Here is a 12,008-nt window from a genome sequence, read left to right as displayed (position 1 = left end):
TGTGCGAGTACGTTCGGCGTCGACGCCCGGCGCCGCCGAGTGCGGCGCCGCCACGGGAGGTGGTCCCCATGAGATCGATCTGGAACGGGCAGGTCGAGTTCGGTCTGGTCAGCATCCCTATCCGACTGTATGCGGCCACGGAGAACAACAGCGTCAGATTCCGGCAGGTGCACGCGCAGGACGGCGGGCAGATCCGGTATCAGCGCGTGTGCTCCGAGGACGGCGAGGAGGTTCCGTACTCGGAGATCGCCAAGGGGTATCAGACTGAGGGCGGCGAACTCGTCGTCATCACGCCCGAAGAACTCGCGGGCGCCGAGCCGCAGTCTTCACGCTCGGCGCAGGTGGTCGAGTTCGTCCCGCTCGAGTCCATCGACCCCATCTACTACGACAAGACCTACTATCTCGAGCCGCAGAAATCCGCCGTCCGGCCCTATTTGCTGCTGCGCGACGTGCTCCACAAGTCCGACCGTGTCGCCATCGTGCGGATCACCCTGCGCAACCGTGAGGCGATGGCCGTGCTGCGGGTGGCGTCCGACGTGATCATGCTCAGCACGATGCACTGGGCGGACGAGGTCCGCACCCCGACCTTCCCCTTTCTTCACGAAGAGCACCCGCAGGCAGGCGGTGAAGAGATGTCGATGGCCATGACCTTGGTCGACCACATGGCCGACGACGTCTTCGACCCGGCGGCCTATCACGACCGGTACCGGGACGCGGTCGCCGCACTCGTCGAAGAGAAGCTGACCGACAACCGGACACACGCGTCCGACGGCGCACGCCATCGGAGCCGATCGGGAAAGGGCAAAGGCAGCGGAGAGGACGAGGACGTGTCCGACCTCCTTCGCGCCCTCAGCGCCAGCGTCGACGACTCCGGGTCGGGCTCGAAGTCCGGCACGAACAAGTCCAGCCCGAAAAAGTCGGGCACCCGCAAGAAGCCGGCCGCTGCGAAGAAGAGCGCCACCACCTCCACAGGCCGCACAGCAGCGTCGAAGAAGAAGACCGCGAACAGCAAGCCGCGCACCTCGAAGGGAGCGTGATCGCATGGCCCGCGACGACGGCGCGGCGAGCGAGAAGGCATGCCCACTGTGCGCCGCTGACCTGGATCATTGCCACGGCACGCTGATCGTCCACCGTGATGTGGTCATGGAGTGCACCGATGCGGGCTGCACCGCACTCGATCGAGTGCGCCACGCGCTGGTCGTCGAGTGCGGGGAGATCGTGCCCCCGTGCGGGTGCGGCGACGTGGCCGCCCCCGGCACGTAAGAGGCAACGGATCGGCACGACCCGCCGGAGAGAACCCGATCAGATCGGCGAGTCGAAGACCTCGTTCACCGCGTCTGTCGACACCTCCGCGATCGCAGCCGGGGTCCAGGCCGGGTTCCGGTCCTTGTCCACCAGCACCGCGCGCACTCCCTCGGCGAAGTCCGGGCAGGCGGTCATCTTCACCGCGGCGCGCAGCTCGCGGCCCAGGCACTCCTCCAGCGTCGCGGACTCGCCGCCGCGGCGCAGCAGCTCGGTGCTCACCGACAGCGACCACGGCGACGCCGAGGCCAGCGCCTCACGCGCAGCGACCCGCCACGGCTCATCGCCCTGGGCCACCCGCTGGGAGATGACGGCCAGGTCGTATCCGGCGAACGCCTCGTCGATGGCCGGGCGCACCGCTGCGATGGCGGACTCCGGGGCCTGCGTGGCGTCGAGCTTCCCGAGAGCCGCCTCCAGCCCTTCGGCGACGACGGACTTCGCGAAGGCGTCGAGCCCCGCGGAGGGTACGAAATGCGTCGCGAGGCCGAGCTCCAGGGCGTCTCCGGCGTTCAGGCGGGCGCCGGTCAGGCCCGCGTACAGTCCCGCGGCCCCGGGGATACGGGGCAGGAACCAGCTGGCGCCCACGTCCGGAATGAATCCGATGGCGGTTTCCGGCATCGCGAACATCGCGCGCTCGGTGACCACCCGGACAGCCCCGTGCACGGAGATGCCGAGGCCCCCGCCCATGTTGACGCCGTCGATCAGCGACACGTACGGCTTGGGGTAGTCGGCGATGAGCTGGTTGAGCCGGTACTCCTCCGAGAAGAACCCGTAGACCTCGCCGTTCATGTCGGCCAGGACCGACTCGCGCACCGAGCGGATGTCGCCGCCCGCGCAAAACGCCTTGTCCGAGGCGCTGCGCACGAGCACGGTCTGCACCGCGTCGTCGTCCTTCCACCCCACCAGCACCGCGTAGAGCTCGCGGATCATGGGGGTGTCCAGGGCGTTCAGGGCGGACGGCCGATTGAGGACGATCTGTCCGACCGTGCCGTCGATGGTGCTCTCCACATATGAACTCAACGCAGCTCCCCTCAGAAAGTCGTATCCCGCACCCTAAGCCCGGGACGTGTGAGCGGAGCACGAGGGACCCGCGTGAGTGATGCACGTCTCAGCGTCACGCTGTGCTCGTCGGGCACGGCCGCTCACCCGATCTCGGCGGCGATCTCCATCCACCGCTCCTCCGCCGCGTCCTTCTCCCCGACCGCCTGCGCCAGGTCGGCGTTGAGCTCGATGAGCCGGTCGGGGTCGGTGGCGGCCTCCGCCAGCCGGGCGTGCAGAGCGGCGATCCGCGTATCCAGCTTGGCCACCGAACGTTCGAGCCTGCCGAGCTCCTTGGTCATCGAGCGGTGCTCGGCCGCGGACGGTCCCGCGTCGGCGGTCCCGGCGCCGTCCTGCGGCGCCCGGTCCGGCGCCGTGCCCGCGTTTCCAGCGGTGGACCCCGTCTGCGCGGCGAGTTCCTCGCGCCGCTCCAGGTACTGCGCGATGCCCCGCGGCAGGTGGGTGAGCCGGCCGTCGCCGAACAGCGCCCACACCGAATCGCAGATCCGCTCGATGAGGTAGCGGTCGTGGCTGATCACGACCATCGTTCCGGCCCAACCGTCGAGCAGGTCCTCGAGCTGCTGCAGCGTGTCGATGTCGAGGTCGTTGGTCGGCTCGTCGAGCAGCAGCACGTTCGGCTCGCCCATGAGCACGCGGGTGAGCTGGAGTCGGCGCCGCTCGCCGCCGGACAGGTCGCCCACCGGAGTGCGCTGCCGAGCGGGGCTGAAACCGAGCCGTTCGGCCAGCTGGGACGCCGACAACTCGCGGTCGCCCAGCTGGACGACGCGTGCCACGTCCTCGACGGCCTCGAGCAGGCGCATGTCGGTGGGCAGGTCATCGAGTTCCTGACGCAGCCAGCCGATCCGCACCGTCTTTCCCTGGATCCTCGTGCCCGACGCCAGGGGCCATTCGCCGCCGAGGGTCCGCAGCAGCGTCGTCTTGCCCGAACCGTTGACCCCGACCAGTCCCACGCGCTCGCCGGGCGCCAGCCTCCAGGTGAGGTCGCGCGCCAGCACGCGGCCCTGTTCCCCCGCGCCCCGCCGCCGGGGCGCGCAGTTCGGCGTCCTCGAGCTCGATCACCACTTTGCCGAGGCGCCGGCGCGCGAACGAGCTCAGCGCGATGGAGTCGCGCGGCGGCGGCACGTCGGCGATGAGCGCCTCGGCCGCCTCCACCCGATAGCGCGGCTTGGACGTGCGGGCCGGCGCGCCCCGGCGCGCAGCCACGCGAGTTCCTTGCGTGCCAGGTTGCGCCGGCGTTCCTCTGCTGCGTCGGCCTGGCGTGCCCGCTCGGCGCGTGCGAAGACCCAATCGTTGTAGCCGCCCTCGTAGCCCTCGACTTTTCCACCGACGACCTCCCAGGTGCGCGTGGCGACGGTGTCGAGGAACCAGCGGTCGTGCGTGACCACCACCAGGGCGCTCCTCCGCGACAGAAGGTGCTCGGCCAGCCAGCGCACGCCCTCCACGTCCAGGTGGTTGGTCGGCTCGTCCAGGACGAGCAGGTCGAGGTCCTGGACGAGCGCCGCGGCCAGCGCCACCCGTCGCCGCTCGCCGCCGGAGAGTTCGTCGACCGGGGTGTGCAGACGCCTGCCCTCCGGATCCGCACCGCTCGCGGTGGCGCCGCCCAGTTCCGCGCCGAACCCGATGCCGTGCAGGATGTCGCGGATGCGGCGATCCGACGCCCACTCGTGTTCCGCCAGGCCCAGCGGACCGAACACCACCTCGCCCACCGTCGCCCCCGGCGGCAGGTCGCCCCGCTGGGTCACCACCGCGAGGCGCAGGTCGCCCGCGCGGCTGACGCGGCCCGCGTCCGGCGGCTCCAGCCCGGTGAGCACCTCCAGCAGCGTCGTCTTGCCGCCCCCGTTGAGCCCGACGACCCCGATGCGGTCGCCCTCGTGCACCCCGGCCGACACGTCGTCGAGGAGGGATGTGATGCCGAAGCTCTTCGACACGGATTCGAGGTTGACCAGGACTCGGTGGGCCATCAGGCAAGATCCTCGGGGTCGTCGTAGTCGTTGTGGTCGTCGCTGAGCACGCGCGCGCCCGCCACCGGCCCGGATGCGACGCGCACGGTGCGGCACACGCCCTCGCCGGCGAGCTCCAGGCTCACCGCCAGGGCGGCGTCCTCGTCCGCGCACAGGAACGCGCACGTGGGACCCGAACCGGAGACGATGCCGCGCAGCGCCCCGGCCCGTTCCCCGGCCGCGAGCGTGCGCCGCAGGTCCGGCCGCAGCGACAGCGCCGCCGCCTGCAGATCGTTGCCCAGGACGGGGCCGAGCCTGTGCACGTCCCCCGCGGCCAGAGCCTGCAGGAGGTCGTCGGCGGAGCCGAGCCGCCGCGGCCCGGACCGCCGTCCGCCGGACACCTCGTCCCCGGAAGCGTCCGAATCGCCTTTGGCACGCAGCCGGTCGAGCTCGGCGAAGACGTCGGGTGTGCGCAGCCCGCCCTTGGCGAAGGCCAGGACCCAGTGGCAGTCGTTGCGCGTGAGCACCGTCGTCAGGTCCTCCCCGCGCCCCGTGCCGAGCGCCGTGCCGCCGAACAGGATGAAGGGGACGTCGCTGCCCAACCCGGCCGCGATCCGCCGCAGTTCGTCGCGCGGCAGGTCGAGCCCCCACATCGCGTCGAGCGCCACCAGCGTGCCGGCGGCGTCCGCGCTGCCGCCCGCCATGCCCCCCGCGACGGGGATCCCCTTGTCCACCGTGATCCGGGCCTTCGGCTCGCGGCCGGCGTACGCGGCGATCGCCTCCGCGGCACGCCACACCAGGTTGCGGCGGTCGGTGGGGACGAACCGGGCGCCCTCGCCCCGCACGCGCACCTCCAGGCCGTGCGCAGGGACGACGCTGACGGTGTCATGCAGCGACAGCGCCTGGAAGACGGTGGTCAACTCGTGATAGCCGTCGGCACGCAGGCCCCCCACGCCCAGATGCAGGTTGACCTTGGCCGGCACCTGCACCACCACGGGTTCGTGAACGACTGTCAGCACGGCCCACAGCCTAGTCGAGCGTCCCGCCGGGCTCCGGGGCGCGCGGCGCCCCGGCCGCGGCCAGTCGCACGAATCCGGCCGTGTCGATCCGTTCCCCCCGGGCGGACGGGTCGATCCCCGCCGCCCGCAGGCGTCGCTCGGCCTCGGCCGCCCCGCCCGCCCAGCCGGCCAGCGCGGCGCGCAGGTCTTGCGGCGCTGCGCGAACGCCGCGTCGACCACCTCGAAGACCACGCGCCGATGCGTCTCGTCGGTCGGCCACGGGGCGGCGGCGTACCGGTCGATGCGCACCAGACCCGACTCCACTTTGGGGACCGGCCAGAACACCGCCCTGCCCACCGAGCCGGCTCGCCGGACGGTCCCGAAGAACCCCGCCTTCACGCTGGGCACCCCGTACGTGCGGCTGCCCGGACCGGCCGCGAGCCGGTCGGCGACCTCCTCCTGCACCATCACGAGCGCACCGCGCAACGACGGGACCTCCGCGAGCAGATGCAGCAGCACCGGGACGGCGACGTTGTAGGGGAGGTTCGCGACGAGCACCGTCGGCGCGGCGGGCAGGTCCTCGCGGCGCACCCGCAGCGCGTCGGCCTCCACGACGGTGAGACGGTCGGCCGCGTGCGGCGCCCTCTCGGCCGCCGTGGCCGGCAACTGCCGCGCCAGCACCGGATCGATCTCGACGGCCACCACCGCGGCGGCCGCGTCGAGCAGCGCCAGCGTGAGCGACCCGAGCCCGGGCCCCACCTCGAGCACCGTGTCGTCCGCCCGCACGTCGGCCTTCTCCACGATCCGCCGCACGGTGTTCGCGTCGTGCACGAAGTTCTGGCCGAGCGTCTTGGTCGGCCGGACGCCCAGCCGTTCGGCGAGCACACGGACCTCGGCGGGGCCGAGAAGGGCGGCGCGGCCCGTGGCCGCGCCGCCATCGTCAGAAGTGTCGGGCATCCTCAGAATCTAGCGTGCACCGATCTTGCTGCTGCACAGCGGCCAGGCACCCCACCCCTGCGCGGCCTGCACCTTCTTCGCGACGGCGATCTGCTGCTCGCGCGTCGCCAGGTCCGCCCGCGCGGCGTACTGTCCGCCGCCGAAGGCCTGCCACGTCTGCTGAGTGAACTGCAGCCCACCGTAGAAGCCGTTTCCGGAGTTGATCGACCAGTTGCCGGTGGCCTCGCACTGCGCCAGCGCATCCCACACGCCGCCGTGCGGCACCGACGGCACCGACTTGGTACCGACACGGACCTCGGCCGGGACGCCCGGATCGAGCACCTTCTCATCCAGCTTGACGCGCTCGGTCTCCTTGCCGTCGACCGTCGTCACCCGGTAGGTGACCTCGCGGCTGCCGGGCTCGCCGGGGGCGGTCACCTCGGTCTTGCCCTTGGCGAGCCCCTCGTCGTCGGTCTTCACCGCCGGCGGTTCGAAGGACTCGGTGACCGTCTCGGTCTCGACGGCGATGCGTTTGACCGTCACGGTCATCCCCTCGGTCACCGGGGTCGACGCGGCCGGCTCCACGACATCGTCGGTGTCCAGCGGGGTGCCGAGGGCGGCCAGCATGTCGCCCACGGTCGCGTCGGCGCTGTGCACCTCGATGGTCTGGCCGCCGTCGGCCAGCGTCACCCGCTTGGGCGTGGTGACCTCGAGCGCCATACCGTCCAGGGGCAACCGGTGCGAGCGCGACGCGGACACCTTGGCGCCGGCGGTCGCGGCGTCGAACTGGGCCAGCGCCTCCGAGACCGTGCTGGCGGTGGTCCAGACCTCGCGCTGTGCACCGTCGACGGTGATCGTCAGCGGCTTGGCGTTGCGCAGCACGATCGTGTCGCCCGAGGCGACGTCCTCGCCCGTCGCCGGGGCCACCACGTCGCGGCCCCCCACGGTGTATCCGGCGTCCTCGATGACGCCCTGCACCGACGAGGCCATGGTCCGCACCTGGATCTGCTGGCCGTCGACGTCGAGTGTGACCGTCTTGAGCATCGCCGCCACCGCAGCGCCCCCGGCCACGAGAGTCAGCAGCAGCGCCCCCAGCACGGCACGCAGAAGGAGGGACGGGGCGCGATTGATCCGGGCGAACGCTGACATCGGTTTCCTGTGGTGGCAGTTCCGGGCAGGGGTCGGGCACCACCGGATGGCCGCATCCCAGCGGACCGTCGGTCTTCGGCGTGCGGGCGCAAGCCCCGCCGTGGCGCCCGGGACTTCCCCATCCCGGCTATCACGATCACAGGACGGTAACGAACGGGTATCGGTACTGCAATCCACCGCCACCGCATTCGGGCGCCGACCCCGCACGACAGCCCTGCACACAGGAGAAACGACGCGGTTGTGAAGTATCACACCGTCCCGCTGCGCGGGCGTGTCGCACTGCAGGCCCGGAGCCGGAACCCTCGACCGGAACTACAGGTGCAGGTCGCGGCCGCCGATGCCGTACACGCGCTCGGCGTTGGCCGTCGCGCACGCGGCGACCTCTTCCGCGGCCACGCCGCGCAGATGAGCCAGCGCGCGGGCGGTGTACGGCAGGCAGTACGGCTCGTTGGGCGCCCCGCGGTACGGGTGCGGAGTGAGGAACGGCGCGTCGGTCTCGAGCAGGAAACCGTCATCCGGCGGGATCGCCGCCGCGGCATGCAGCTCCTTGGCGTTGCGGAAGCTCACCGTCCCCGAGAAACTCAGCACGTAACCGGCGTCCACACACCGGCGCGCGGTCTCCGGGCCCGACGAGAAGCAGTGGAAGATCACCGTGTCCGGCGCTCCCTCGGATGCCAGCACGGCCAGCACGTCGTCGTCGGCCTCGCGGTTGTGGATCATCAGCGGCAGGCCGGTGCGCTTGGCGAGGTCAATGTGCCATGCGAAGGCCTCGAGCTGGTCTCCACGCTCGGCGCACCCGTCCATCTTCCCGGGCCAGTACCAGTCCAGCCCGGTTTCGCCGACCGCCACCACCCGGTCGTCTGCGGCCAGCGCCTCCAGCTCCGCACGCGCCGCGTCGTCCAACGCGTTCGCACGGGTGGGATGCAGCGCCACCGCGGCGTGGACGCGTTCGTCCCAGTGCGCCGCGCGCACCGCGAAACGCGCCGCCTCGAGGTCGTCGGCGATGGTCACGACGCGCCCCACCCCCGCCCGGCCGGCGCGGTCGAGCACCGCGGCCAGCGAGGCCTCGTCGTGCACGCCGCACGCGTCCAAGTGCGTGTGCGCGTCGATCAAGTCGCCGGCCGGTTCCGGTACCGGCGGCGCCGGGCGCTCGCGCTTCACTTGTCCACCGGGGCCCACTCCGGGCCGGTCTCCCCCAGTTCCGGCGCCAGCTTGCGGAACAGCGGGGCGGGCTTGGACAGCGGCGTGCCCGGCTGCACCTCGGTGCGCCGCCACGCCGCCTGCTCGGCGGCGTAATCGCCCATGAGCACGGGGTAGCTGCGCCCCTCCGCGGGCAGACCGGCGCCTACCGGCCCCTCCGGCAGGGACGGCGAGACAAGATCGTCGACCTCGCGGACCTCCGGCTGCGCCGCCCACACGCCGCTGCCGCCGAGCAGCTCGTGCACGGACTGCGCCGAGTGCGGGAGGAACGGCGTGAGCAGCGCGTTGGCATCGGAGACCACCTGCAGCGAGGTGTGCAGCACGGTGGCGAGCCTGTCGGCCTGCGCCGGGTCCTTGGCCAGCTTCCACGGTTCGGTGTCGGAGATGTACTTGTTGGCGGCCGACACCACGCGCATCGCCTCGGACGCCGCCGAGCGGAACCTGCTGCGCGCCAGGTCTGCTCCGACGGTGTCGAACGCCGCGTGCGCGGTCCGCAGCAGCTCCGCGTCGGCGTCGGTCACCGTGCCGGGCCGCGGAACGGCGCCGAAATTCTTGAACGCCATGGACACCGACCGGTTGACCAGGTTGCCCCACTCGTTGGCCAGCTCGAAGTTGGTCCGGCGGACGAACTCCTCCCAGGTGAAGTCCGTGTCCTGCGTCTCCGGGCCGGCCACGGAGATGAAGTAACGCAACGCGTCGGGGCCGAACTCGCGCAAGAAGTCCCGCACGTAGATGACCGTGCCGCGGGAGGTCGAGAACTTCGATCCGCTCATCGTGAGGAACTCCGAGGACACCACCTCGGTGGGCAGGTTCAGCGCGCCGAGCGGACCGGGCTCGCCGCCGTTGGCGCCGTCGCCCCGGTAGCCCAGCAGCTCCGACGGCCAGATCTGCGAGTGGAAGGTGATGTTGTCCTTGCCCATGAAGTAATTGCTGACGGCATTCGGGTCCGTCCACCACTCGCGCCACGCCTCGGGATCCCCGGTGCGCGCGGCCCATTCCATCGACGCGGACAGGTATCCGATGACGGCATCGAACCAGACGTAGAGCTTCTTGTCTCCGCGGTCCTGCCACCCCTCGAGCGGGATGGGGATGCCCCAGTCGATATCGCGGCTCATCGCGCGCGGGCGCATGTCGTCGATGAGGTTGAGGCTGAAGCGCAGCACGTTCGGCCGCCACCCGGTCCGGCCCTTGAGCCAGTCGCCCAGCGAGTCCGCCAGCGCGGGCAGATCGAGGAACCAGTGCTCGGACTCGACGAACTTCGGTGTCTCCCCGTTGATCTTGCTGCGCGGGTTGATCAGGTCTGCGGGGTCGAGCTGATTTCCGCAGTTGTCGCACTGGTCGCCGCGGGCACCGTCGTACCCGCAGATGGGGCACGTGCCCTCGACGAACCTGTCCGGAAGCGTGCGGCCGGTGGACGGGCTGATCGCGCCCGTGGTGGTCTTCGGCACCAGGTAGCCGTTCTTGTGCAGCGTGCGGAACAGCTCCTGCACCACCGCGTAATGGTTGCGCGTGGTGGTGCGGGTGAACAGATCGTAGCTCAGGCCGAGGCCCTGCAGGTCGTCCACGATGACGCGGTTGTAGCGGTCCGCCAGGTCCATCGGTGCGATGCCCTCCGCGTCCGCCTGCACCAGGATCGGCGTGCCGTGCTCGTCCGTGCCCGAGACCATCAGAACGCGGTTCCCGATCATCCGCTGATAGCGCGAGAAGACGTCGGAGGGCACCCCGAAGCCGGACACGTGGCCGATGTGACGCGGCCCGTTGGCGTAGGGCCACGCGACGGCGGTGAGCACAGAGGAAGACATGCGCACAGCTTATTGCGTGCGGGGCGCAGAACTTGTCGGTGGGTTCATGCATGATTGCGAACGTGCGATCGATAGAACACATGTATGGATGACGGTTTCCGGTCACCCGTGCGGATCCCGGTGCGGATCCGCGCGGGTGACGGCAGTGGGAGACCGCCGTGGGGATCCGCCGCATCGGCCGCACACAGGCACGCGCACATCGAGCACGAGGGGGAGCACGATCATGTACCGAGCCGCTACCGGGCCCGCTTCCAGCACGGCGCACCGCGATCGCCACGGGCGCCGCACGGGCCCGCACGGGGGGGATCACTATGACAGGGGCTACACCGAAGACCTGTGCTGCGAGGGATACGGCTGCGGGGATCACGGCTGCGTGGCCGACGGTTCCGCGCGGCACTCGGCCGCGCTCGTGCTGGGCGCCCTCACCGACGTCTACGAGCGGGGCTGGCAGCCGCAGGACGTCCTGCACGTCACCGGCCGGCACTTCTCCGACGTCAAGGCCGGGCTGATCGCGTCGTTGCTCCTCGCCCATGCCTATCGGGTCACCCCGCTGGCCTGGGCTCCCCCGGCGTGGTCGGATCAGATCCGCGCGATGGCGCTCGCCGAGCCCACGGCGGACGCCGCGGCGCGCCGGTACGCGGGGTCGGCCGCAGAGCACGGCCGACCGGGGTGCGGCAGCAGGGAACGGCCGGGAGGCGGCGCCGGCCATCCATCGCTGCCCGGCATCGGGTCCGCCGCGGACCGTTTCTCCGCCGGCGGGCTCGTACTGCTGTGGGAATCGCTGCCGGACTGGCCGCACCTGTGCCCGCCGCCCTCGCTGTGGAGCCCGCACGCCGCGTCGGCCGGCCCCGCAGGAGGCACTCCGGCGGCGGACTCCGGGCCGCGCGCGGTCGATCCCAAGGTGCCCGCCCGCATCCGGGGCCTGCTCGCCAAGGCGGAATCCACCGACTTCCCGCACGAGGCCGAGGCACTGACGGCGAAGGCCCAGGAATTGATCACCCGGCATGCGGTCGACACCGCGCTGCTCCACCGCGACACGGACGCTGACGCGGACGGGTTCGCCGTGTCCGCACGGCGGATCCATCTGAACAACCCGTACCTGCGTGAAAAGGTGACGCTGCTCTCCGTCATCGGCCGGGTGAACACGGTGCGGACCGTCTGGTCCAAGCGGCTGGCCATCGCGACCGTGATCGGCACCGAGGACGCACTGGAACAGGTGGAACTGCTCTACACGTCGCTGCTGGTGCAGTGCACGCGTGCCATGCAGGCCCGGTCCCCGGGCGCCGTCGGGCCCGGGCGCACCGCCGCATTCCGTCGGTCGTTCCTCGTCGGATTCGCCACGCGGATCGGGCAGCGGTTGGCCGAATCGCACCGGCAGGCGACCCGGGACGCGGCCGCCGACGCAGGCGTGTGCGACGGGGCCCTCGTCCCCGTTCTGCGCGCTCAGGATGACGCTGTGCGCAAGGAGGCCCAGCGCTTGTTCCCGCATTCACGCCCCACGCACGCGGGAAAGGTCGACCCCGTCGGCTGGTGCGCCGGTACGGACGCCGCGGAAACCGCGACCATCACCGCCGGCGGCCGCCGAATCCCGGGCCGCGTCCCGCTTCCCGGCGCGTGACAGC

Annotated in this window: 8 protein-coding genes and 2 pseudogenes; 3 read left to right on the top strand and 7 right to left on the bottom strand. The window is 71.5% G+C overall.

What is annotated here, in order from left to right; genetic code table 11:
* Positions 1-68 precede the first annotated feature (68 nt).
* Both ku and H4F70_RS07965 read left to right on the top strand, forming a co-directional pair.
* On the top strand, positions 69-1,037 hold the full coding sequence (gene ku / locus H4F70_RS07970; RefSeq protein ID WP_182359757.1) for a non-homologous end joining protein Ku: 969 nt from the start codon (positions 69-71) through the stop codon (positions 1,035-1,037).
* Between the two features lie 4 nt (positions 1,038-1,041).
* On the top strand, positions 1,042-1,263 hold the full coding sequence (locus H4F70_RS07965) for a hypothetical protein (RefSeq protein WP_182359756.1): 222 nt from the start codon (positions 1,042-1,044) through the stop codon (positions 1,261-1,263).
* Between the two features lie 39 nt (positions 1,264-1,302).
* Here H4F70_RS07965 and H4F70_RS07960 read toward each other — a convergent pair whose 3' ends face one another.
* The 7 genes and pseudogenes from H4F70_RS07960 to metG form a co-directional block, all read right to left on the bottom strand.
* Entirely contained in the window at positions 1,303-2,322 is a 1,020-nt protein-coding gene (locus H4F70_RS07960) for an enoyl-CoA hydratase/isomerase family protein (protein WP_182359755.1), read from the bottom strand.
* 122 nt (positions 2,323-2,444) lie between these two features.
* Positions 2,445-4,322: pseudogene (locus H4F70_RS07955) on the bottom strand (ABC-F family ATP-binding cassette domain-containing protein).
* Positions 4,322-5,320, bottom strand: a complete 999-nt coding sequence (locus tag H4F70_RS07950) for a 4-(cytidine 5'-diphospho)-2-C-methyl-D-erythritol kinase (protein WP_182359754.1) — start codon at positions 5,318-5,320, stop codon at positions 4,322-4,324. Before H4F70_RS07950 ends, H4F70_RS07955 begins: the two are co-directional and overlap by 1 nt.
* 10 nt (positions 5,321-5,330) lie before the next feature.
* A pseudogene (gene rsmA / locus H4F70_RS07945) lies at positions 5,331-6,256 on the bottom strand (16S rRNA (adenine(1518)-N(6)/adenine(1519)-N(6))-dimethyltransferase RsmA).
* A gap of 9 nt (positions 6,257-6,265) precedes the next feature.
* Positions 6,266-7,384 carry a resuscitation-promoting factor gene (locus tag H4F70_RS07940; protein ID WP_182359753.1) on the bottom strand — a complete coding sequence of 373 codons (1,119 nt, stop codon included), beginning with the start codon at positions 7,382-7,384 and terminating at the stop codon, positions 6,266-6,268.
* Positions 7,385-7,696: 312 nt separating this feature from the next.
* Positions 7,697-8,545, bottom strand: coding sequence for a TatD family hydrolase (locus H4F70_RS07935; protein WP_182359752.1), 849 nt, complete (start codon positions 8,543-8,545; stop codon positions 7,697-7,699).
* Positions 8,542-10,386, bottom strand: a complete 1,845-nt coding sequence (metG, locus tag H4F70_RS07930) for a methionine--tRNA ligase (protein ID WP_182359751.1) — start codon at positions 10,384-10,386, stop codon at positions 8,542-8,544. The genes H4F70_RS07935 and metG overlap by 4 nt, the downstream gene beginning before the upstream one ends.
* Positions 10,387-10,759: 373 nt before the next feature.
* On the opposite strand from metG, the gene H4F70_RS07925 reads away from it, so the two are divergent.
* Positions 10,760-12,004: a DUF2786 domain-containing protein gene (locus H4F70_RS07925; RefSeq protein WP_182359750.1), complete on the top strand. Its 1,245-nt coding sequence runs from the start codon at positions 10,760-10,762 to the stop codon at positions 12,002-12,004.
* Positions 12,005-12,008 lie beyond the last annotated feature (4 nt).

This window comes from Tomitella gaofuii (assembly GCF_014126825.1).
Lineage (GTDB): Bacteria > Actinomycetota > Actinomycetes > Mycobacteriales > Mycobacteriaceae > Tomitella > Tomitella gaofuii.
This window is presented reverse-complemented; position numbering and strand designations above follow the sequence as displayed.